General features: G+C 60.0%; 24 protein-coding genes. 19 read left to right on the top strand and 5 right to left on the bottom strand.

Translation table 11 applies throughout. From position 1 onward, the window contains the following. Positions 1-89: 89 nt before the first annotated feature. The 4 genes from AC07VV_RS26925 (at position 90) to AC07VV_RS26910 (ending at position 4,334) form a co-directional block, all read left to right on the top strand. Positions 90-803, top strand: coding sequence for a GntR family transcriptional regulator (locus AC07VV_RS26925; protein ID WP_495037979.1), 714 nt, complete (start codon positions 90-92; stop codon positions 801-803). After that, positions 800-1,798, top strand: a complete 999-nt coding sequence (locus AC07VV_RS26920; RefSeq protein ID WP_495037978.1) for an ADP-ribosylglycohydrolase family protein — start codon at positions 800-802, stop codon at positions 1,796-1,798. The genes AC07VV_RS26925 and AC07VV_RS26920 overlap by 4 nt, the downstream gene beginning before the upstream one ends. 147 nt (positions 1,799-1,945) lie before the next feature. Beyond that, positions 1,946-3,412, top strand: coding sequence for a purine-cytosine permease family protein (locus AC07VV_RS26915; RefSeq protein ID WP_495037977.1), 1,467 nt, complete (start codon positions 1,946-1,948; stop codon positions 3,410-3,412). Continuing rightward, positions 3,405-4,334 carry a PfkB family carbohydrate kinase gene (locus tag AC07VV_RS26910; protein WP_495037976.1) on the top strand — a complete coding sequence of 310 codons (930 nt, stop codon included), beginning with the start codon at positions 3,405-3,407 and terminating at the stop codon, positions 4,332-4,334. The genes AC07VV_RS26915 and AC07VV_RS26910 overlap by 8 nt, the downstream gene beginning before the upstream one ends. Here AC07VV_RS26910 and AC07VV_RS26905 read toward each other — a convergent pair. The 3 genes from AC07VV_RS26905 to AC07VV_RS26895 form a co-directional block, all read right to left on the bottom strand. After that, entirely contained in the window at positions 4,328-4,657 is a 330-nt protein-coding gene (locus AC07VV_RS26905; RefSeq protein ID WP_495037975.1) for a hypothetical protein, read from the bottom strand. The two genes, AC07VV_RS26910 and AC07VV_RS26905, sit on opposite strands and share 7 nt — an antisense overlap. An 82-nt stretch (positions 4,658-4,739) precedes the next feature. Beyond that, positions 4,740-5,936 (bottom strand): MFS transporter, encoded by a 1,197-nt coding sequence (locus AC07VV_RS26900; protein WP_495037974.1) that lies wholly within the window; start codon positions 5,934-5,936, stop codon positions 4,740-4,742. Between the two features lie 111 nt (positions 5,937-6,047). Next, the gene (locus AC07VV_RS26895) at positions 6,048-6,701 is read right to left on the bottom strand and encodes an HD domain-containing protein (RefSeq protein ID WP_495037973.1); all 654 of its coding nucleotides are present in this window, start codon (positions 6,699-6,701) and stop codon (positions 6,048-6,050) included. A gap of 111 nt (positions 6,702-6,812) precedes the next feature. Between AC07VV_RS26895 and AC07VV_RS26890 the strand changes: the two genes are divergently transcribed. From AC07VV_RS26890 to AC07VV_RS26840, 11 genes are all read left to right on the top strand, one after another. Then, on the top strand, positions 6,813-7,292 hold the full coding sequence (locus AC07VV_RS26890; protein WP_041475599.1) for a GNAT family N-acetyltransferase: 480 nt from the start codon (positions 6,813-6,815) through the stop codon (positions 7,290-7,292). 158 nt (positions 7,293-7,450) lie between these two features. After that, a complete protein-coding gene (locus tag AC07VV_RS26885) occupies positions 7,451-7,672 on the top strand; it encodes a hypothetical protein (protein ID WP_495037972.1) in 222 nt (73 codons plus the stop codon). After that, positions 7,669-8,169 (top strand): hypothetical protein, encoded by a 501-nt coding sequence (locus tag AC07VV_RS26880; RefSeq protein WP_495037971.1) that lies wholly within the window; start codon positions 7,669-7,671, stop codon positions 8,167-8,169. The genes AC07VV_RS26885 and AC07VV_RS26880 overlap by 4 nt, the downstream gene beginning before the upstream one ends. 139 nt (positions 8,170-8,308) lie before the next feature. After that, positions 8,309-8,803, top strand: a complete 495-nt coding sequence (locus tag AC07VV_RS26875; RefSeq protein ID WP_495037970.1) for a hypothetical protein — start codon at positions 8,309-8,311, stop codon at positions 8,801-8,803. 22 nt (positions 8,804-8,825) lie between these two features. Then, the gene (locus AC07VV_RS26870) at positions 8,826-9,356 is read left to right on the top strand and encodes a hypothetical protein (protein WP_495037969.1); all 531 of its coding nucleotides are present in this window, start codon (positions 8,826-8,828) and stop codon (positions 9,354-9,356) included. Further along, complete coding sequence (locus tag AC07VV_RS26865; RefSeq protein ID WP_495037968.1) at positions 9,353-10,279, top strand: hypothetical protein; 927 nt, start codon at positions 9,353-9,355, stop codon at positions 10,277-10,279. The genes AC07VV_RS26870 and AC07VV_RS26865 overlap by 4 nt, the downstream gene beginning before the upstream one ends. A gap of 89 nt (positions 10,280-10,368) precedes the next feature. Then, positions 10,369-11,358 carry a 2-dehydro-3-deoxygalactonokinase gene (locus AC07VV_RS26860; RefSeq protein WP_495037967.1) on the top strand — a complete coding sequence of 330 codons (990 nt, stop codon included), beginning with the start codon at positions 10,369-10,371 and terminating at the stop codon, positions 11,356-11,358. 19 nt (positions 11,359-11,377) lie between these two features. Continuing rightward, entirely contained in the window at positions 11,378-11,998 is a 621-nt protein-coding gene (locus AC07VV_RS26855) for a 2-dehydro-3-deoxy-6-phosphogalactonate aldolase (protein WP_085710908.1), read from the top strand. A gap of 47 nt (positions 11,999-12,045) precedes the next feature. Continuing rightward, positions 12,046-13,194 carry a galactonate dehydratase gene (dgoD, locus tag AC07VV_RS26850; protein ID WP_007908327.1) on the top strand — a complete coding sequence of 383 codons (1,149 nt, stop codon included), beginning with the start codon at positions 12,046-12,048 and terminating at the stop codon, positions 13,192-13,194. Positions 13,195-13,291: 97 nt separating this feature from the next. After that, positions 13,292-14,602, top strand: a complete 1,311-nt coding sequence (locus AC07VV_RS26845) for an MFS transporter (RefSeq protein WP_192558684.1) — start codon at positions 13,292-13,294, stop codon at positions 14,600-14,602. A gap of 60 nt (positions 14,603-14,662) precedes the next feature. Beyond that, complete coding sequence (locus AC07VV_RS26840) at positions 14,663-15,466, top strand: IclR family transcriptional regulator (protein WP_096820985.1); 804 nt, start codon at positions 14,663-14,665, stop codon at positions 15,464-15,466. A gap of 4 nt (positions 15,467-15,470) precedes the next feature. Here AC07VV_RS26840 and AC07VV_RS26835 read toward each other — a convergent pair whose 3' ends face one another. Further along, complete coding sequence (locus AC07VV_RS26835) at positions 15,471-16,523, bottom strand: NAD(P)-dependent alcohol dehydrogenase (protein WP_495037966.1); 1,053 nt, start codon at positions 16,521-16,523, stop codon at positions 15,471-15,473. Positions 16,524-16,714: 191 nt separating this feature from the next. Between AC07VV_RS26835 and AC07VV_RS26830 the strand changes: the two genes are divergently transcribed. Next, the gene (locus tag AC07VV_RS26830; RefSeq protein WP_007950856.1) at positions 16,715-17,605 is read left to right on the top strand and encodes an AraC family transcriptional regulator; all 891 of its coding nucleotides are present in this window, start codon (positions 16,715-16,717) and stop codon (positions 17,603-17,605) included. A gap of 79 nt (positions 17,606-17,684) precedes the next feature. Here AC07VV_RS26830 and AC07VV_RS26825 read toward each other — a convergent pair whose 3' ends face one another. Further along, positions 17,685-19,349, bottom strand: a complete 1,665-nt coding sequence (locus AC07VV_RS26825; RefSeq protein WP_495037965.1) for an electron transfer flavoprotein-ubiquinone oxidoreductase — start codon at positions 19,347-19,349, stop codon at positions 17,685-17,687. A gap of 525 nt (positions 19,350-19,874) precedes the next feature. On the opposite strand from AC07VV_RS26825, the gene AC07VV_RS26820 reads away from it, so the two are divergent. From AC07VV_RS26820 to AC07VV_RS26810, 3 genes are all read left to right on the top strand, one after another. Then, a complete protein-coding gene (locus AC07VV_RS26820) occupies positions 19,875-20,624 on the top strand; it encodes an electron transfer flavoprotein subunit beta/FixA family protein (RefSeq protein WP_003226982.1) in 750 nt (249 codons plus the stop codon). Positions 20,625-20,626: 2 nt separating this feature from the next. Beyond that, complete coding sequence (locus tag AC07VV_RS26815; RefSeq protein WP_007950863.1) at positions 20,627-21,556, top strand: electron transfer flavoprotein subunit alpha/FixB family protein; 930 nt, start codon at positions 20,627-20,629, stop codon at positions 21,554-21,556. Between the two features lie 80 nt (positions 21,557-21,636). Next, entirely contained in the window at positions 21,637-22,473 is an 837-nt protein-coding gene (locus AC07VV_RS26810; protein ID WP_495037964.1) for a substrate-binding periplasmic protein, read from the top strand. The last annotated feature ends 6 nt before the right edge of the window (positions 22,474-22,479 follow it).

Raw genomic sequence — 22,479 nt, 5'->3', positions numbered from 1 at the left:
GGAGAGGGTGCTTCCAGCTGCACGCCTTCTGTCTCTTTCCCCGAAATTTCCCTTGCCCGTTTCAGCCCGTTTCGGTTATCACTTTGTACATGATTAGACAGGTACGATTTGACAAGAAACAACGGGTGGTCGACGAGCTCGTCCGACGCATCGAAAGCGGCCTCATGGAGGACGGCTTTCTGTTGCCCGGTGAGCATCAGTTGGCTCAGGAATTCAACGTCAGCCGTGGCACGTTGCGCGAAGCGCTGGCCGAACTGAAACGGCGCAATTACATCGCCACGCAAAGCGGGGTTGGCTCCATCGTCACATTCGACGGTGTGGTGCTCGATCAGCGCAGCGGCTGGGCCCAGGCCCTGGCCGACAGCGGGGCGTACATCAACACCGAAGTGCTGCGTCTGGAAGCCGTGACCCGGCCCGACCTGCTGCCTCGCTTCGGCACCGACCAATTCATCACCCTCGACCGCCGTCGCCGTTCCAACGATGGCACGCTGGTGTCCCTCGAACGCTCATTGATGCCCGCCACCGGAGGCCTGGAAAGCCTGCCGCGCGTGGGCCTGATCGACAATTCGCTGACCGTCACCCTGGCGGCCTACGGCTACATCGGCGAGCGCGGCGATCAATGGATCGGCGCCGAGCCGCTCAACGCTGTCGATGCCGAACTGCTTGGGCGCCCGGAAGGCACGGTGTTCCTCAAGGCGCTGCGCACCACGTACGACCGGCAGAACCGTTTCATGGAACAGGTCGAAAGCCTGCTCGACCCGGTGCATTTCCGTCTGCACCTGCAATTTGGAGAATCAAAATGACCGCCCTCGACCGTGCCTTGGGCGCGTTTTACGGCCTGGCCCTCGGCGACGCGCTGGGCATGCCGACGCAATCCCTGAACCGCGAAACCATCAAGCAGCGCTTCGGCCAGATCACCGATCTGCAAGACGCCGGCCCCTTGCAACCGATTGCCGCGAACATGCCCAAAGGCTCGATCACCGATGACACCGAACAGGCGATTCTGGTGGGCGAGTTGCTGGTCGAAGGCAAGGGCCGGATCGAGCCGGCGGTACTCGCGCAACGGCTGATCGAATGGGAAGCCGAGATGCAGGCCAAGGGCTCGCAGGACTTGCTCGGCCCATCGACCAAACGTGCGATCGAAATGATCCTCGCCGGCCATTCGCCGGAAGAGGCCGGGCGCTACGGCACCACCAACGGTGCGGCGATGCGCATCACCCCGGTGGGGATCGCCGCCGATGTTGCCGACCCCGAGCGCTTTATCGCGGCGGTGGTGCAGGCCTGTCAGGTTACTCACAACACCACGCTGGGCATTTCCAGTGCGGCAGCGGTGGCGGCGGTGGTCTCGGCCGGCATCAACGGCCTGGATCTGGGCGAGGCGCTGAACCTCGGCCAGCAGGTCGCCCAGCAAGCGGAAGCGCACGGGCACTGGGTGGCCGGTGGGCGCATCGCGTCGCGGATCAGTTGGGCGCGCAGCATCAGTGTCGAGAGTGACCCGGTGTTGCTCGCGGATCTGCTGTACGACGTGATCGGCACATCGGTGGCCTCGCAGGAGTCGGTGGTGGTGTCGTTCGCCCTCGCGCAGCAAGTCGCGGTCGGTGAAATGACGCCGTTCGACGCGCTGTGCATGGCCGCCAGCCTGGGGGGCGACACCGACACCATCGCCGCGATTCTCGGCGCCATGCTCGGGGCCTGCCTGGGTCTGCCGAGCTGGCCGGCGGCGATGATTGAAACGGTGAAAGCCGTCAACGATCTGGAGCTTGAACCGTTGGTGCAGGGGCTTTTGGCCTTGCGCTGATTGAACTGCCGCCATCGCGAGCAGGCGCACCACAAATCCTGAATATTCACCCGCAATGGATCGCGCAGACAGGCCCAGGAAGGGCGGGATGTCTTGTCGTTCTGCGTCATTGCCACAACCACAATAAAGGCAAACAGGAGCATTTTCATGAGTTCATCGAACGCCGGGCAAAGCGCCGGGCAACTGGAAACCCGTGGCATCGAGCCGGTGCCGGAAGGCGAGTGCAACGGCCATCCGCTGCAACTGTTCTGGGTCTGGTTTGCTGCCAATATTTCCATCCTCGGCCTGCCGCTGGGCGCCACGCTGGTTGCGTTTCGCGGCCTGGCGATCTGGCAGGCGATCATCGTTGCGATCCTCGGTGCCGCCGGTTCGTTCGCGGTGGTGGGGATCATCTCGATTGCCGGCCGTCGCGGTCGCGCACCGAGCCTGACCCTGTCGCGGGCGATCTTCGGTGTGCGCGGCAATATCGGCCCGACGCTGGTGTCGCTGATGTCGCGCCTGGGCTGGGAAACCGTCAACACCACCACTGCGGCGTTCGTGCTGCTGTCGTTGTGCTCGATCCTGTTCGGCTCGCCGGTAGAAGCCAAAAGCGCGCCGGTATTGACCCTGGTCTTCATCGCGATTTTCGTGCTGCTGACCCTGTCGGTGTCCGGCCTCGGCCACGCCACGTTGCTGGTAATCCAGAAGTGGGCGACCTACGTGTTCGGCGCGCTGAACATTCTGGTCGGCGGCTTCCTCTGCGCGACCATCGACTGGAGCGCGGTATTCAACGCCACGCCAGCACCGATGAGCGCGATGATCATCGGTATCGGCACCATGGCGGCCGGCACCGGGATCGGCTGGGCGAATGCTGGCGCCGACATGTCGCGCTATCAGCATCGCAGCGTCAAAGCCGTGCGCCTGGTCGCTTCGGCAGCGTTCGGTGCGGGGATTCCGCTGGTGTTGCTGATCACCCTCGGTGGCCTGCTGTCGGTGGGCAACAACGATCTGGCATCGGCGACCGACCCGATTGTGGCGATCCGCGACATGCTGCCGACCTGGATGGCCGTGCCGTACCTGATCACCGCATTTGGTGGCCTGCTGCTGTCGAACAACCTGTCGGTGTACTCCGCCGGCCTGACCACGCTGACCCTCGGCCTGAAGGTCAAACGCGTTTACGCGGTAGTGGTCGATATCGTCGCGATCTTCGCCGGTTCGATCTACTTCATGCTGATCGCCGACAGCTTCTACGGCCCGTTCATCACCTTCATTTCCCTGCTGGCGGTGCCGATCACCGCGTGGGTCGGGATTTTCGTGGTCGACCTGATTCACCGTCACTACTACAGCCCGAAAGACCTGCTCGACGTCAGCCCGAGCAGCGCCTACTGGTACAGCGGCGGCATCGAGTGGCGCGCATTCGGCGCGTGGGCGATTGCCATCGTGCTGGGTTTCAGTTTCACCACCATCGGTACCACCGCCGAAAATGTCTGGTTCAAGGGCTTCCTGTCCGACTCATGGCTGGGCCACAACGGCCTCGGCTGGATCGTGACGTTTGTGGTTGCCGGTGGCCTGTACTTCGTACTCGGCGGGGCGAAAGACCGCCGCGCCGCGCAAACCGAGAATGCTCATGCCTAAGATGTTGCACACCGGCCAGGTCATCATCGACCTGGTCATGGCCGTGGATGCACTGCCGCAAATCGGCGGCGACGTGCTGGCGCAGTCCGCCAGTTTCGAAGCCGGTGGCGGCTTCAATGTGATGGCTGCCGCCGCGCGTAACGGCTTGCCGGTGGTCTATCTGGGTCGCCACGGCAACGGTCGTTTCGGTGATCTGGCGCGGCAAGCGATGCACGCCGAGGGCATCCGCATCGGCATCGAACAGCCTGCAGAACGCGACACCGGCATCTGCGTGGCGCTGACCGATGCGTCGGCCGAGCGCAGTTTCATTTCCTACATCGGCGCCGAAGGCGAGGTCACGGCTGCGGAGCTAAGCAGCGTTGCCGCCGAGGCGGGAGATTACGTCTACGTCAGCGGCTATAGCCTGTTGCACAGCGGCAAAGCCCAGGCGTTGCTGGACTGGACGCTGGCGTTGCCTAAGACGATCAACGTGGTGTTCGATCCGGGTCCGCTGGTGGAGTCGCCGGACTCACCGATGATGCAGGCGTTGCTCCCACGCATCGATGTGTGGACCAGCAATAGCGTCGAAGCCTTGCGTTTCACTGGCGCGGCAGATATCGAAACAGCGTTGGACCGCTTGGCCGTGCACCTGCCACAGGGCGTGCTGATGGTGGTGCGCGACGGCCCGCAGGGTTGCTGGATTCATCAGCACGGCGAACGCCGGCATGTACCGGGTTTCAAGGTGCAAGCCGTGGACAGCAACGGTGCGGGCGATGCGCATGCAGGCGTGTTCGTTGCTGGACTGGCGCAGGGACGGGTCGCTTACGAAGCCGCAAGGCGCGCCAATGCAGCGGCCGCGTTGGCGGTCACCCGCTGGGGCCCGGCGACGTCACCGGGCACTGCCGAAGTCGATGCGCTGATCCGCGAATCTACCGCCTACTGACTGGTGCCTTCGGAGCCCGAACCACCGGTGGTGGTTTTCGAGCCCATGCCGGCGCCGGAATTGTCAGGCGGAACGGGATTACCCTGAGTGCCGCCCTGACGCCCCGGATCATTGCCCTGGGTACGCGGGTCGGTGCCGGTGGCGGGCGGCAGGGCGTTCTCGACGCCCGAACCGTCGGTGTTCATGCCGGGCGCACTCTGGATGGCCGGAGCTTTCGGGCGTTCGACCGGATCGGTGGGGCCGGTTCCGGTGGCCGTCGCAGCGAAGGCCACGGGAGAGAGCAGGGCGGCAAAAACGAGAGCAGTCAACCTTGACGAGATCATGGTGTGTCTCCAGTGATTGGAATCCTTACCTGATCTTGGTCTGCCCTCGCGTGGGATAGGTGCCGATTGAATGACGAACGGTTCAGTTCGTCAGTGCGCTTTCTACTGTCATCCGCCGCCACAGCAAGCGGCCGAGGGTGATCGACCAGTTCAACGCCGCCACCACCAGAACGGTCAGCAACAGCGTCGCCATGCCGTGCTCAACGATGATTTTCCCAGCCAGCAACGGGAAGCCGAATACGCCGATGAAGTACGCCAGACTGAACAGCAGCAACGCCTGCGACGTGGTACCGGCCGGCGCTTCGTTGGCCGCCAGTCCATTGATCACCGAGTAAGTGAGGCCGTAACCGACACCGAGCATCACCGCCGCCAGCAGATAGCTGAAACCACTCTGCACGCCGAACGCAAACAGCACGATCGAGCCCAGCATCAACCCCGACAACAGACACGACGCCCGCAGCGGATCACGCTTGACCACATAGCCTGCGATCAACATCCGGCTGCTGATTGCAGCGCTCATGAAACCCAGAAAGAACAGCGAATAGTCCAGCGAACGGGCGGCGGCATAGCTGGTCTGGAAGCTCGACAGCCCGCCGAACACGCAACCGCCGAGGCCGACCATGATGATCGGAAACACAGCGCGGGAGCCGAGCACCTGTGTCGTCGCGTGCCAGCTGATTTTTGCCGCTGACGCGGCTTGTGTACTTTTCAGACGAGCACCGAGACGCCAGAACAACAGCACGCCGACCAGACTCGCCACCGCCGCCAGATAGAACGCCGACGTCACCGGCAAACCCAGCGCACCCGCCGCCCGCCCCAGCAAGGGGCCGCTGCCGATCCCGGTCATCATGCTGCCGGACAGCAGCGCAAAGTATTTCGCTCGCTGCGCCGGGCTTACCAGACTGGCGACGATGATCGGCCCCAGTGTGTAGAACACGCCCCAGCCCAGACCGAGCAGCAACCCGAAAAACAACAGCAGATGACCGAAGCCCGGTGTCATCGCAAACCCCAGACTCGCCGCCACCAGCAACAGCCCGAACAGCGCGATCGAACGCGCCGCGCCCAGCCAGTCGGACAGGTGTCCGGACACCAGCACCGCAACGAATGTGCTGAGCATCGCTGCGCTGATCACGCTGCCGGCATCGTGCTCGTTGCCGCCGCGAGAACCGATCAGCAGCGAGAGCAAAAACGTCGCGCCATAGGACAGCGACAACAGATAACTGGCGAGGCAGAACAGGCCGAACAGTTTGCCCGGGACCTGGGGTGTTGCTTGAGGCATGACGCGGTTCCTTGACCGGAAAAATTGAGCGTCAACTATCTAACACGGCAGGTCCGTGGCTTAGGTCTGAGCTTGGCGAACTCAGGATCGTGAATGACCGGAGTAACGCCTTCAGACCACACCGATCTCTTCCTTGAATTGCTCCATGAAACCCTTCAGGCGTTGATGACGAATCAATGCCAGACGTTGACCCGCAACGGTCTGGAAACCGTCGGCAAGGTGCAGCAGTTTGGTCTGGAAATGATCGAGGCAGAATCGCTTGTCGTCGTAGTCCCTTTCCCGGGCCTCGGGATCCTGCGGGTCGTATAGCGCACTGCCCATGCGCCCGGCGATGTAGAAGGTGCGGGCGACACCAAGCATACCGAGGGAGTCGAGGCGGTCGGCGTCCTGCATCAGACGTGCTTCGAGCGTGGTCGGTGTGATGTTGGCGGAAAAACTGTGGGCTTCGATGGCGTGAATGACTGCGTCGATTCTGGCTTCGGGCCAGTTCAGGTTTGCCAGCACCGTTGACGCCTTTTCCGCCGCCAGACGCGATGCCTGTGAACGTAGCGGAGAGTTCTTTTCCACCGCCACGCAATCGTGCAGCAACACCGAGGCGAGCAGCACCTCAAGGTCGCCGCCTTCCTCGGCCTGCAAGGTGCGCACGTTGTGCCAGACCCGTTGCAGGTGCGACAGGTCATGAGCGCCGTCCTCCGACGGTTCCAGGGCGTGGGGCAGCAGTTCTGTGGCGAGTTCCGCGAGAGGCGAGAAAGCGAAGTTGTTCATGGGCGTCCTTTCGATTGTTCGGCGGCGCTAGCCTAATCTGTGGATTGCCATGTGACGAGCGCCACGCGCCGCCTTAGTATGGCGTTTTCCTTTTTCCGACAAGGCCCGTCCATGACGATCGAAATCCGCCCGGCGACCCCCAGCGATGCACCGCAGATCCTCGCCTTCATCACCGAACTCGCCGATTTCGAAAAGGCCCGTCATGAAGTCATCGCCAGTGTCGCCGACATCGAGCGCAGCCTGTTCAGCGAAGGCGCCACCGCCCACGGTCTGATCTGCCTGCGCGATGGGTTGCCGATCGGTTTCGCGGTGTTCTTCTTCAGTTATTCGACCTGGCTGGGCAGCAACTGCCTGTACCTCGAAGACCTCTACATCACCCCCGAACAACGGGGCGGCGGCGCCGGCAAAACCCTGCTGCGCCACCTCGCAAAAATTGCCTGCGCCAACGACTGCGGCCGCTTCGAATGGAGCGTGCTGGACTGGAACACCCCGGCCATCGAATTCTACAAATCCCTCGGCGCCCAGCCACAGGAGGAGTGGGTGCGCTATCGCATGGATGGCAAGGTATTGCGCGAGTTTGCCGAGGGCTGAGGAAGTGATGGCAATCCGATGCTGATTCGGTTGTTATAACCGCTCTGGTCCGGCATTCTACGCGCCATTTTTGCGCGCTCACGGACGACACCTGCAATGCCTCTGGCACTCTTTCTCCACGCCCGTGGAGCCCTCGCTGCGTCAACGAGTGACCGGCGATGAGCGGACTATGGGCGTCGGTCCGCCTGTACGGTCTGGTCAGAAACCCCGGTTCCTCCGATAACCCGCACCGCCAACCGGTGGACATTCTCTGCACCATCAATCCCCTCGGTGGCAATGCCATCCGTGCGTTTGTCTCGTGCCTCGATGTCGCTGGCGGAAAATCGGCGCGCCAACTGTTGGCAGAGTTGATACTCAGTTTTTTTGAGAGCAATAAATGAAACGTTTTTTTGTCATTTTATTTGCAACGGTTTTTTCTGTTTCATGTTCCACCAATCATGGGCGACCCACCGCCACGCTGCATTTTGGAACTGTTGAAATAACGCCGAGTGGCTTCGGCTTTCTGATGATTTTTACCAGCGATACCGATCTTTTGGCCTTGTTCGGTCCCGCCATTGGGGAAGGTCTTGTATGTGCAATTGAAGATGATCAGGACTTTTCGATTGGGCATTATTTGAAACGCTCCGGACGCGGTAGTGTGAGATTTATCGATGACACTACAGGAGGGCATTACGAATCAAAGGTTATTTTTCGCGAGGCAGGAGAGTTGCAAGGGCAGGAAAGTATTCTGGGGGGCAAGGCGTTGCGTGATGTATTGGTCAAGAGTGAATTTATAGCATGTGCTTTTCGAGTTAATACTACCGGCAATAGAACGTATGTTTCTAACGTCATGCATGTTCCGGCTTCCGATCTGGTGCGAGCGATTGATGCACATTAAAAAACCTTGCTGACTGAGTATTCCCGCGCAATGCCTCAGTCACTTTCTCGCGCCTCTGTCGTTTTTCGGTGACCACTGAGTAGCCCATCAAACGCCTGCTGCACGCAAATTCCGAAACGCACAAAGAGGTTGAGTTTTTATGAGATGGGTATGTTTTCTCGCTTTGATGTTAGTGGTTTCAGCCTGCTCCCTGAATCATGGTCGGCCTATTGCAACTCTGCACGTTTCAAAGGTTGAGCAACTCCGCAATACCGGGGTTTATCAGATTTACTTTGCGTCGAATATCGATCTTCTCGGTTTGTTCAAGTCGTTCATTGGTCAAGGCCTGATTTGCTCGCTGAGCGATGATCTGGATTTTTCTCAAGCGCATCATATAAAGCAATCGGGATTTGGTCTGGTTGAGGAAGTATCGGCCGAGCCGGGGCTTTACAGGGCTAACGTCATTTTTAGTGAGTCTGAAAAAAGTAGTGGTGGTGAGCGATATTTGCAAGGAGATACTTTGGCCCCTTTCTTGATGAAAAAAGACTCGATCGCTTGTTTGTTTCGGGTTCATTCCACGACGTACACGACTTACTTCTCTAACCTTATGCAAGTGCCTAGCAAGGCATTGTTGAAAGCTAACGCTGAGTACTGATTGTAATTAACAGGATTCTCCCTTGAAGAAATATATGGTTGTAAGTTTGTTGTTTCTGTGCAGTGCTTGCACGCAAAATCCACCGGTGCCGCCCATTGATATACAGTTTGAGTCTGTAAGCTATGTACCTGGTTACGCACGTTTTGATGTCCGGTTTTCTTCGGATAAGGATTTGCTGAAATTCTTCGATACCCATGCTGGTAGAAACCAAACCTATGAAGGGTTTGCGTGCTATCTGGGCGCAAAAGTGGAACTCTTTGAAAGGCAGGGTGAGTCAGACTATCTGGATGGCCTGATGGTGGAAGTTGATCGTACGGACTCACAGACCAGGCATCAGTACTCGGCGGAACTGAATGCGATTCATACCGACCATGAGACCGGCTCGAATACTTTCATTTCTTCGAAAGATCTTTTGGCGTTGTTGAATTCTCGCAATGCTTTGGCATGCCGGTTTTATGCTTCCGCTTATGGCTATGGTGTTTACTACTCAAGACCAATGGGTGTTCCAGCCTCCGATTTTGTTCGCGTTCTGACTAAGGAGGAGGAGCGTTGAACTTACGTATCTGCAAATGGTTGCTGTTGAGTAGTTTCTTGATGTGTTCGTCCTGCCTGCATCTCGACGTTCCGCCTGCCAGGCTTGAATTTGTCTCGATCAATCACGCATTTTCTTCCTTGTACGATCTGCGTTTCACCTCTGACCGAAACCTCATCGATTTGTATGAAGTGCATGGACAGAGAGGCCAGATTGGAACCTCGATTCATTGCTCGCTGAAGGGTGACCTGAATTTTTCCGTCGAACATCAGATCGCTCTGGAAGCTTCGGGGACGGTCAGTGAAATGCGTTTGATCGAAGGCGACCGCCGGTATGAGATGTTTGCAAGGATCAACCTGAAGAATCACGCCCTAAACGACGGCCGGGAGTGGGTCAGGCCCGTTGAGTTGGTGCAGATCCTCAAGCCGCAGGAATACATTCCGTGCAAGGTAGTGATCACCGCGTTTCCGTATGTCGCCTACTATTCAAGAGTCATGTACATCCCCACGTCGCGATTCATTGCCCAGTTGGAAAAGCCTCGTGTGGCACCGTCGCGTGTCTCGCTTAAACCTTCTGACCAGCCGCGTTCATTGCTGCCACTTGCGTCGGTGTGCATCGTGCGTTGGCGCTATGAGTTAGCAGCAGGATATGACCGGATCGACAGTCTCGGGCTATGCAGTGATGTGCCCTATGCCGGAATGTTGGCCTCCTTTGCGCCGAACAATACGAAATTGAGGATTGTTGCAGGAGCAGAGGGAACGCCTGCAGCCCAGGCGGCTTACATCATCATTCGAGGAGATGGGCGTCAGGAGCCAGGCATAGCCGACGAGGAGGGGCGTACACATGAGGTGGGAGCGAGTGAGCATGAAGCGTTGAGCGTCATCCTTGACAAGAATCTGGATCCTGTCGAACGGTGGACGCCTCGGAATGATTTCGTCCCATAATATGGGATGTAAAATTACATATTGAGATTTTCCGATTGAGAGGTCTATAGTCCAGCTCACTCACTGCCAATAACAAAACAGGTGAAGCGATGCTGGCGCAATTGATCGCGCTCGATTGGGGGACGACCTCCCTACGTGCTTACAAACTCGCGGCGGGCGGGCAGGTGCTGGCGCAGCGGTCGCTGTCGTTCGGGATCATGCAGTTGCCGAAGACGCCACGGGTCATCAACGGTCGTGAATGCGCCGAGGGTTTTGAACTGGCGTTCGACGAGGCTTGTGGCGACTGGCTCGATGCACAACCCGACTTGCCGGTGATCGCCTGCGGCATGGTCGGCAGCGCTCAGGGCTGGCGCGAGGCGTCCTACCGCGATACGCCGGCCAACGTGGCCGATCTCGGAAAGTCCCTGCAAACCGTTCGCAGTCTTCGCGGTGTCGATGTGCACATCGTGCCGGGTGTGATTCAGCGTTCGGCACTGCCGAACGTGATGCGCGGCGAAGAAACCCAGGTCCTCGGCGTCCTGCAGAATCTGCCGGTCGAGGCGGGCGACGATCTATTGATCGGCCTGCCGGGCAGTCATTCGAAATGGGTGGAAGTGGCCGACGGCTGCATCACTCGCTTCGACACCTTCATGACCGGCGAAGTGTTCGCCGTGCTCAGTGAACACAGCATTCTCGGTCGTACCCAACAGCACAGCGCGACGTTCGACGCCGAGGCATTCGATCGCGGCGTGCAGGTGGCGCAGTCGTCGGAAGGCGAGATCGGCGTGCTGTCGACCTTGTTCAGCGCCCGCAGCCTGGGCCTGACCGGTGAACTCGGCGCCACCGCGCAACCGGACTATCTGTCCGGCCTGCTGATCGGCCACGAGCTGACAGCATTGGCCACCGTGCAACGGCGCCGGCGCAATAGCGCGCAGCTTCCTTCGATCATCCTTATCGGCAACGCGCAGTTGTGCGCCCGCTACAGCCGTGCGCTCGACGCCTGCGGTTTCGCCCGGGTAACCCTGGCCGAACAGGCCACCGAGCGTGGTCTGTGGCAATTGGCGCTCGCCGCCGGACTGATCGATTCCTCATCCCGTTAACCCTGACTGGAGGCCTGACATGCTCAAGCAAGCACTGGCGCAAAACGGTCTGATCGCGATCCTGCGCGGCCTGCATCCGCAGGAAGCGGCCGCTGTCGGAGAAGTCCTGTATGCGGCCGGATTTCGCGTCATCGAAGTACCGCTCAATTCCCCCGCGCCGTACGAAAGCATTCGCATCCTGCGTAAGACCCTGCCCGCCGATTGCCTGATCGGTGCCGGCACGGTGCTGACCCCGGAACAGGTGGAGTTGGTGAAGGAGGCTGGCGGCCAGGTGATCGTCATGCCCCACAGCGATGCCAAGGTGTTGCGGGCGGCGAAAGCGGCGGGGCTGTATCTGTCGCCGGGTGTTGCCACGCCGACCGAAGCCTTTGCGGCGCTGGAGGAGGGCGCGGACATTCTCAAGCTGTTCCCGGCCGAGCAGATGGGGCCGGCAGTGGTGAAAGCGTGGCTGGCGGTGTTGCCCGTCGGGACGATTCTGGCGCCGGTCGGCGGCATTACCCCGGACAACATGCAGGTGTTCATCGATGCCGGCGTCAAAGGCTTCGGCCTCGGTTCCGGGCTGTTCAAACCGGGCATGACGACTGAGCAAGTGGCAGCCAATGCCAAGGCCTACGTGGCGGCCTGGAAAGCCCTTCGCTAAGACTTTTTGGCGCTGCGTGCGCTGCATCTATAAGAGAGATAAAAAAGATGAAAATCACCAAACTGACCACCTTCATCGTCCCGCCGCGCTGGTGCTTCCTGAAAGTCGAAACCGACGAGGGCGTGACCGGTTGGGGCGAGCCCGTGGTCGAGGGCCGCGCCCACACCGTCGCGGCAGCGGTTGAGGAATTGTCCGACTACCTGATCGGCAAAGACCCACGCAACATCGAAGACATCTGGACGGTGTTGTATCGCGGCGGCTTCTACCGGGGCGGCGCGATCCACATGAGCGCACTGGCCGGTATCGACCAGGCGCTGTGGGACATCAAGGGCAAGGCCCTCGGTGTGTCGGTGAGTGATCTGCTTGGTGGTCAGGTGCGGGACAAGATCCGTGTGTATTCGTGGATCGGCGGCGATCGTCCGGCGGACACCGCGCGGGCCGCGAAAGAGGCGGTGAGTCGTGGTTTTACCGCCGTGAAAATGAACGGCACCGAGGAGCTGCAATTTCTCGATACCTTCGAGAAAGTCGACCTGGCACTGGCCAATGTCGCGGCAGTACGCGATGCGGTCGGGCCGAACGTCGGCATCGGTGTCGACTTCCATGGCCGGGTGCACAAACCCATGGCCAAGGTGCTGATGAAGGAACTCGACCCGTACAAATTGATGTTCATCGAAGAGCCGGTGCTCAGCGAAAACTACGAAGCACTGAAAGAACTCGCACCGTTGACCAGCACCCCGATTGCCCTCGGCGAGCGGCTGTTTTCGCGGTGGGACTTTAAACGGGTGTTGAGTGAAGGTTACGTCGACATCATCCAGCCGGATGCCTCCCACGCCGGCGGTATCACCGAGACCCGCAAGATCGCCAACATGGCTGAAGCCTACGACGTGGCGCTGGCACTGCACTGCCCGCTGGGGCCGATTGCGCTGGCGGCGTGTCTGCAACTGGACGCCGCTTGTTACAACGCGTTTATCCAGGAGCAGAGCCTGGGCATCCATTACAACGAGAGCAATGACTTGCTTGATTATGTGAAGGATCCGCGAGTGTTCGACTACGACAAAGGCTTCGTGAAAATCCCCAACGGCCCGGGTCTGGGAATCGAGATCAACGAGGAATACGTGATCGAACGCGCGGCGGTCGGCCACCGTTGGCGCAACCCGATCTGGCGCCATGCCGATGGCAGTTTTGCCGAGTGGTGAGTGGCTGACTCAGCACATCTGATCGTTCCCGTGCCGAGCGCGGGAACGACTCAAGGCCTCAGGCCAACCTCAATAAACATAAGAAGAGGTTCTCCCCATGCAACCGCAAACCCTCACCGGGCAAGCGACATTAGTCACGCCCAGCCGTAAGCGGTTTTTTATCATGGTGCTGCTGTTCATCACCGTGGTCATCAACTACCTCGACCGCAGCAACCTGTCGATTGCTGCCCCGGCGCTCACCACTGAGTTGGGCATCGACCCGGTGCACGTCGGGCTGATTTTCTCGGCGTTCGGCTGGACCTACGCCGCCATGCAGATCCCCGGCGGCTGGCTGGTGGATCGGGTGCCGCCGCGCATCCTGTACAGCGTCGCGCTGCTGTTGTGGTCGCTGGCCACGGTGATGCTCGGTTTCGCTGCCAGTTTCATCGCCCTGTTCGTGCTGCGCATGGCGGTCGGTGCACTGGAGGCGCCGGCGTATCCGATCAACAGCCGCGTGGTGACGACCTGGTTTCCCGAGCGGGAACGTGCCACAGCGATCGGTTTCTACACCTCAGGGCAATTCGTCGGGCTGGCGTTCCTGACCCCGGTGCTGGCGTGGCTGCAGCATGAATTTGGCTGGCACATGGTATTTGTCGTGACCGGTGCGGTGGGCATCGTGTGGGCCGCAATCTGGTACGCGGTGTATCGCGAGCCACGGGATTTCAAAGGCGCCAACGAAGGCGAAATCGATTTGATCCGCGAGGGTGGCGGGCTGGTGGACATCGCCGCCGAAACCGCCAAAGTGAAAGCGAAATTCAGTTGGACCGATCTCGGCATCGTCCTCAGCAAACGCAAGCTGTGGGGGATTTACCTCGGCCAGTTTTGCCTCAACTCGACGCTGTGGTTTTTCCTGACGTGGTTTCCGACCTATCTGGTGAAATATCGCGGCATGGACTTCATCAAGTCCGGCCTGCTGGCGTCGCTGCCGTTTCTCGCCGCGTTCATTGGCGTGCTGTGTTCCGGGTTCTTTTCCGACTTCCTGATTCGCCGTGGCTGCACCGTCGGGTTTGCGCGCAAGTTGCCGATCATTGGCGGACTGTTGATTTCCACCTCGATCATCGGGGCCAACTTCGTTGAGTCGACGCCGTTGGTGATTGCCTTCCTGGCGCTGGCGTTTTTTGGCAACGGGCTGGCGTCGATCACCTGGTCGCTGGTCTCGACACTGGCGCCGGCGCGGTTGCTGGGCTTGACCGGTGGAGTGTTCAACTTCATCGGCAATCTGTCGGCGATCGCCACGCCGATTGTCATCGGCTTCCTGGCCAGCGGCGATTCGTTCGCACCGGCGATCACCTACATCGCGGTTCTGGCATTGATCGGCGCTTTGTCCTACGTGCTGCTGGTGGGCAAGGTCGAGCGCATCGAGTTGTAGTCGTCCCTGTCGGGCGACCATAATGCCGCCCGTTCCCTCGCTCAACGCTAAAGGCTGGATATGCAGGAAGACGCCCCGAAAACCGCCAAGGACGCCGCGCCGACTGGCACCCAGACTCTGCTTCGCGGGTTGGGTGTGGTGCAGGCCGTCGCCAGTGGCGCCCGCGATCTCAAAGAGATTGCCCGCCTGATCGGTACCACCCGCAGCACCACGCATCGCCTGGCCAGTTGCCTGGTGGACGAGCGTTACCTGCGCGTTGTACCGCAAGTCGGTTATCTGCTGGGGCCGAAGTTGATCGAGCTGGGTTTCCAGGCGCGCGAAGAGTTGCCGCTGGTGACCCTGGCCGGGCCTTATCTGGACGAGTTGTCGGCACTGACCGGCGACACCGTTCACCTGGGGATTCGTGAAGGCGACGAGGTGCTGTACCTGTTGAAGAATCCTGGGCGCAACGGCCCGGAAATGCGCTCGCGGGTCGGCCATCGCATGCCGCTGGCGCGCACCGGGATCGGCAAGGCCTTGATGCTGGATGACGCGCCGCAGGATTGGCAGCGTCTGTACGACATCAGCCTGCCGGCGGGTGGGAAAAGTCAGTTCTGGCCGCAGCATCCCCAGCAGTCGTGGGAGCAACTGGAGCAGCGGATGACCGAGTACGTGGCCGGCGGCTACGCGTTCGATCTGGAAGACAACGAACCGTCGATCCGCTGCGTGGCGGCGCCGATCCGCGACGCGAGCAAGCGCATCGTCGCGGCGATCAGCATCGCCAGCACCGTGCCGTATATGCCGCTGGAGAAAATGGCCGAGCTGATTCCCCTGATCAAAGGGGTCACAACCCGGCTCTCGGCAGAGCTTGGTTTGAAGGTCTGAGGAATCAGAGCTTCAAGGTCGCCATGTCGATCACGAAACGGTACTTCACATCACCGGCGATCATGCGGGTGTAGGCCTCGTTGATCTGGCGGATGTCGAGCATTTCGATATCGCAGCTGATGTTGTGCTCGGCGCAGAAATCCAGCACTTCCTGGGTTTCGGCGACGCCACCGATCAACGAGCCGGCCAGTACCCGGCGACCCAGTACCAGTTTCGCGGCGTGGACCGGCGGGTCGATCGGTTCGATCAGGCCTACCAGAATGTGCACGCCGTCGAAGCGCAGGGTGTCGAGGTACGGGTTGAGGTTGTGCTGCACCGGAATGGTGTCCAGCAGGAAATCGAAGCGACCGGCCGCCGCTTTCATCTGCTCTTCGTCGGTGGAGACGATCACATGATCGGCGCCCTGACGACGACCTTCCTCAGCCTTGCTCGCCGAACGGGTGAACAGCGTCACTTCGGCGCCCATCGCCTTGGCGAACTTGATGCCCATGTGGCCGAGGCCACCCATGCCGAGAATCCCGACCTTGTCGCCGGCCTTCACGCCGTAGTGCTTGAGTGGCGAGTAGGTGGTGATACCGGCGCAGAGAATCGGTGCGGCAGCTGCCAGATCAAGCTTCTCGGGGATGCGCACCACGAAGTGTTCGCTGACCACGATGCTGTCCGAATAGCCGCCCATGGTGTTGCTGCCATCGACCCGGTCGGGTGTGGCATAGGTCATGGTCGGGCCTTCGAGGCAGTATTGCTCAAGGTTCGACTGGCAGGCTTCGCAGGTGCGGCAAGAGTCGACCATGCAGCCGACACCGACCAGATCTCCCACCTTGTGCTTGGTGACGTTCGCACCGACAGCGGTGACTTTTCCGACGATCTCGTGGCCGGGCATCAACGGGTAAACGGCGATGCCCCATTCGTTGCGTGCCTGATGGATGTCGGAGTGGCAGACGCCGCAGTACAGGATTTCGATGGCGACGTCGTCAGCCCGAGGACTGCGGCGTTCGAACTTCATCGGGGCGAGGGGGGTGGTGGCCGTTTGAGCGGCATAGCCGATGGCGGTGTACATGTGAAACCTCGCAAAAGCAGTGACAAGTGAGGCGGCGCATTCTGGGCGCCGTCCGGTCGTCCGGCCATGGCGATTCCTCCGGGTGTCATGCCTAATCCTCCGGCATGCGGGGTTGATCGGTCGCATTGGCAAAAGGATCTGCGATGATGCTTTTATCCCTTTTTCCGTGATTTTTTCTGAAGAGCCACCCGATGCAATTGACCCGTCACCTTGATGCCAACGCCACGCTGGTTTCGCTGATCGAACCGCTGGCGCTGCGCGATGGTTACAGCCAGACCGGGCTGCCGGGCGTGCAGGTGTTGCGCGCCAGTTGCGACGTCGCCCGTGGCCCGCACATTTATGAACCGAGCCTGATGATCATCGCCCAAGGCAGCAAACTCGCGTATCTGGGGCCGCGCACCATGGAATACGGTGCCGGGCATTACTTGATCCAGGCGTTGCCGGTGCCGTTCGAGTGCGAAACCTATGCGTTGCCGGACGCGCCGTTGCTCGGCGTATCGGTGGCGATCGACCGGGTGTTGCTGGGTGAACTGGTGCTGGCCATGGGGTTGGCGCCGGGGCGACATATACCGGCCCAGACACCGGAGTCGATGACCTCGGTGGTGCTCGACGATGACATGCGCGGTTGCGTCGAACGCTTGCTGCGCTGTCTGCACGATCCGCTGGAGTGCCAGATTCTAGGGCCTGCGCGGGTGCGGGAGTTGTTGTTCGTCGCGTTGCGCGGTCCACAGGCTGATGTATTGCGGGCGCTGGTGGAGCAGCAGGGGCAGTTTGCCCGGGTGGCGGCTTCGATCAGCCATTTGCATTCGCACTACACCGAACCGTTGAACGTCGAGACATTGGCCAGTTGCGCGAACATGAGCGTTTCGACCTTTCACGAGCACTTCAAACGCAGCACGTTGTTGTCGCCGGTGCAGTATTTGAAGCGTTTGCGTCTGTTGAAGGCGCAGACGTTGTTGATCGCCGAGGGATTAGGGGTGGCGCAGGTGGCGCATCGGGTGGGGTATCAGAGCACGTCGCAGTTCAGTCGCGAGTACAAACGCTATTTCGAGCGCAGCCCGGGGGATGAGCGCGCGGCTTGATTCCCGACAAATCGCGGGCAACAAAAAGGCCCCCATAAAGGGAGCCTTGATGTTCAGCGGTTCGACTTATATGTTCCGTTTACATATTTGGATAGGTCGGGCCGCCAGCGCCTTCCGGCGTCACCCAAGTGATGTTCTGCGAAGGGTCCTTGATGTCACAGGTCTTGCAGTGCACGCAGTTCTGGGCGTTGATCTGGAAGCGTTTCTCGCCGTCTTCCTTGGTGATCACTTCATATACGCCGGCCGGGCAGTAACGCTGCGCCGGTTCGTCGTACATCGGCAGGTTGCGGCTCAACGGGATGGTCGGGTCGGTCAGTTTCAGGTGGCACGGCTGTTCTTCTTCATGGTTGGTACCGGAGATGAACACCGAGCTCAGCTTGTCGAAGCTGATCTTGCCGTCGGGTTTCGGGTAGTCGATCTTCTTGCAGTCGGCCGCGAGCTTGAGGCAGGCGTAATCCGGCTTGGTGTCGTGCAGGGTGAACGGCAGTTTGCCGCCGAAGATGTTCTGGTCCAGCCAGTTGAAGCCGCCGCCGACGATGGCGCCGAACTTGTGGATCGCCGGGCCGAAGTTGCGGCTGGCGAACAGTTCTTCGTAGAGCCAGCTCTTCTTGAAGGCGTCGACGTAGGTGGTCAGTTCTTCGGTGCCGTCTTTCTCGGCGAACAGCGCTTCGGCTACGGATTCAGCGGCGAGCATGCCGGACTTCATCGCGGTGTGGCTGCCCTTGATCTTGGCGAAGTTCAGGGTGCCGAGGTCGCAACCGATCAGCGCGCCGCCCTTGAACACCATCTTCGGCAGCGAGTTCAGGCCACCTTTGCAGATCGCACGTGCGCCGTAGCTGATGCGCTTGCCGCCTTCCAGGTACTGCTTGAGCACCGGGTGATGCTTGAGGCGCTGGAATTCGTCGAACGGCGACAGGTAGGTGTTGCTGTAGGACAGATCGACGATAAGGCCGACTACAACCTGGTTGTTTTCCAGGTGATAGAGGAAGGAGCCGCCGGTGTTCTCGGTGCCCATGATGTCCAGCGGCCAACCGGCGGTGTGCACCACCAGGCCTGGCTGGTGTTTGGCCGGGTCGATTTCCCAGATTTCCTTCAAGCCGATGCCGTAGTGCTGGGCATCGGCATCGCTGTCGAGGTTGTAGCGCTTGATCAGTTGCTTGCCGATGTGGCCACGGCAGCCTTCGGCGAACAGCGTGTACTTGCCACGCAGTTCCATGCCCGGGGTGTACAGGCCTTCTTTCGGATGGCCTTCGCGGTCGACGCCGAGGTCACCGGTGATGATCCCGCGCACGATGCCGTTTTCATCGATCAGTGCTTCCTGAGCGGCGAAGCCCGGGTAGATTTCCACGCCCAGGTTCTCGGCCTGCTGAGCGAGCCAGCGGCACAGGTTGCCGAGGGAAATAATGTAGTTGCCTTCGTTGTGCATGGTCTTGGGCACAAAGAAGTCAGGAATTTTCTGCGCGCTTTCGGCGTTTTTCAGCACGAAAATGTCATCGCGGGTAACTGGCGTGTTCAGCGGGGCGCCGAGTTCTTTCCAGTCAGGGAACAGTTCGTTCAGGGCCCGTGGTTCGAATACGGCACCGGAAAGGATGTGCGCGCCGACTTCGGAGCCTTTTTCGACCACGCAGACGCTGATTTCCTTACCGGCTTCGGCGGCCTTCTGCTTCAGACGGCAGGCGGCGGACAGGCCAGCGGGGCCGGCACCGACGATGACCACGTCGAATTCCATGTATTCGCGTTCCACAGGCTATCTCCTACTCAAGGCTCAACAGTTTTTTTTCTAATTTGGAGGTTCGGTGTCGTATCCGTTATTGCCTTTACGTTAACGTCAAGGCTAATAATGGGCAAACCACCTTTCTCTCTAGGCGGCGCATTATATCTACACCACTCTTAGCGTCCAATACAAACGTTTGTTTGAATCGGCTCCAGCCCAGAGAAATCAAAGAAGCGCGGCTTATGACAGGGCATTTTGGCGTATTGACCAGAATGGGCGTTCCGGTCAAGATACGGGCGGTTTTGCGCTCGCCGTAGGCTGAATGGTGGTTTCAAGAGCACCTCTAAAGACAGGGCGTAGGCGGTAACCGGTGATGCGCAGCGCAGGTTCGGCGCGCAGTTTACACACCGCGAAGCGGCATGACTCGTCGGTCACGACTGACGAACGGTCATCCCGCTCAGCCGGCGTTTTTAGAGGTGCCCTTGTGCCCGATGAGCATCAACCGCCAGGTTCGCCTAGGCGACTTTCTTTTCACCGGAGAGTAACGAGGAATCCATGAAGGTTCTTGTAGCTGTCAAACGCGTTGTGGATTACAACGTCAAGGTTCGCGTCAAGGCGGACAATTCCGGCGTAGACCTCGCCAACGTCAAGATGTCGATGAACCCATTCTGCGAAATCGCAGTGGAAGAAGCCGTACGCCTGAAAGAGAAAGGCGTTGCGACTGAAATCGTCGTCGTCTCCATCGGCCCGTCCACCGCTCAGGAACAGCTGCGTACCGCACTGGCTCTGGGTGCCGACCGCGCCATCCTCGTCGAATCCGCTGAAGACCTGACCTCCCTGGCCGTGGCCAAGCTGCTCAAGGCCGTGGTCGACAAGGAACAGCCTCAGCTGGTGATCCTGGGCAAACAGGCCATCGACAGCGACAACAACCAGACCGGCCAGATGCTCGCAGCACTGAGCGGCTACGGTCAGGGCACTTTCGCCTCGAAAGTCGAAGTCTCCGGCGACAGCGTTGCCGTGACCCGCGAAATCGACGGCGGCGCGCAGACCGTTTCCCTGAAACTGCCAGCGATCGTCACCACCGACCTGCGTTTGAACGAGCCGCGCTACGCGTCCCTGCCAAACATCATGAAAGCCAAGAAGAAGCCTCTCGAAGTGCTGACTCCGGACGCTTTGGGCGTTTCCACCGCCTCCACCAACAAGACCCTGAAAGTCGAAGCGCCGGCTGCACGCAGCGCTGGCATCAAGGTCAAGTCGGTGGCTGAACTGGTCGAGAAACTGAAAAACGAAGCGAAGGTAATCTAATCATGACTATCTTGGTAATCGCCGAACACGACAACAAGGTGCTGGCCCCGGCCACCCTGAACACCGTTGCTGCCGCTGCCAAAATCGGTGGCGACATCCACGTTCTGGTTGCAGGCCAGGGCGCTGGCGCCGTGGCTGAAGCCGCTGCGAAAATCGCTGGCGTGAGCAAAGTCCTGAACGCTGACAATGCTGCCTACGCGCATCAGCTGCCGGAAAACGTTGCTCCACTGGTAGCCGAGCTGGGCGCCGGTTACAGCCACATCCTGGCTGCCGCCACCTCCAACGGTAAAAACATCCTGCCGCGCGTTGCCGCCCAGCTGGATGTTGACCAGATCTCCGAGATCATCTCGGTAGAAAGCGCTGACACCTTCAAGCGTCCGATCTACGCCGGTAACGCCATCGCTACCGTGCAATCGACCGCTGCGATCAAAGTGATCACCGTGCGTGCCACCGGTTTCGACCCGGTTGCCGCTGAAGGTGGTTCGGCTGCCGTTGAGTCGGTTGCCGCTGCTCACAACGCCGGTACTTCCAGCTTCGTCAGCGAAGAGCTTGCGAAATCTGATCGTCCTGAGCTGACCGCTGCCAAGATCGTCGTTTCCGGCGGCCGCGGCATGCAGAACGGTGACAACTTCAAACACCTGTACGCTCTGGCCGACAAGCTGGGCGCTGCCGTGGGTGCTTCCCGCGCCGCGGTCGACGCAGGTTTCGTACCGAACGACATGCAGGTCGGTCAGACCGGCAAGATCGTTGCGCCACAGCTGTACATCGCCGTCGGTATCTCCGGCGCGATCCAGCACCTGGCCGGCATGAAGGACTCCAAAGTGATCGTTGCGATCAACAAGGACGAAGAAGCGCCGATCTTCCAGGTGGCCGATTACGGCCTGGTGGCGGATCTGTTCGAAGCCGTACCTGAGCTGGAGAAGCTGGTCTAATCCAGCGGCTTCACTTATAAAGAGCCCGGCCTGTTGGTCGGGCTTTTTTTTGTCTCGGATTTGAGTGGGAGCGTTTCGCCATGGATCTGCATCGCCGGTTGGGCTTCTCGTTATTGCTGTGTTCCAGCCTGTTGCCGGGGTTGTCCATGGCGGCGGGCAAATGCGAGCGACTGGTCGTCACCGGCAGCCCGGATGCACCGCCGTATCTCTGGCAGGATCCGCAGAATCCAAAACAGTTGATCGGTGCCAGTGCCGACCTATTGCAGCAAGTGGCGAAGGATCTGGGCATCAAGGTCGAATTGCTTTATGCCGGTAAACGCTCACAGGCCCTCGACGAAGTGCGCAGCGGGCGCATGGACATGCTGGCCGACGCGCCCATGACCTTCAACGAGCTGGAAAACCTCGACTACATTCATCCGCCGCTGCTGGAAAACGACTACCTGGTGTGGACTCGCAAAGGCTCGACCCTGGTCTACAGCGAAGCGAAGGATCTCCAGGGCCATCAAGGAGGATTGTCGGAAAAGTCTCGAATGACCCAGGCATTCGGCACTTTCGCCGAGCAGCATTTGACCCTGACCCGTACGGCAAACCTCACTCAGGCCCTGCAGAAACTGCTGCTGGGCGAAGTGGAATATGTACTCGCCGGCCGCTACTCGGGGATGGCCGCCGCGCAGGCCCTGGGCATGGCCAATGATCTGTTGGCTTTCGAGCAACCGATTGACCGGCCCGGTCTGTTCCTTGCGCTTTCCCACAACTCGGCCTGCAACGATCCGTGGTTGCGCGGACAGCTGGCCAAAAAGATGACAGAATTGCCCGCGTCCGGCCTGACGGAAGCCGCGCTGCAACGCAACATCGAGCGCTGGAAGGCGCAGCAGCAACAGCCGCCGCAACAACCTGTCAGCGCCCCAAAACAGTAGGGATTC

This window comes from Pseudomonas sp. GW821-FHT02C04 (assembly GCF_059421845.1).
This window is presented reverse-complemented; position numbering and strand designations above follow the sequence as displayed.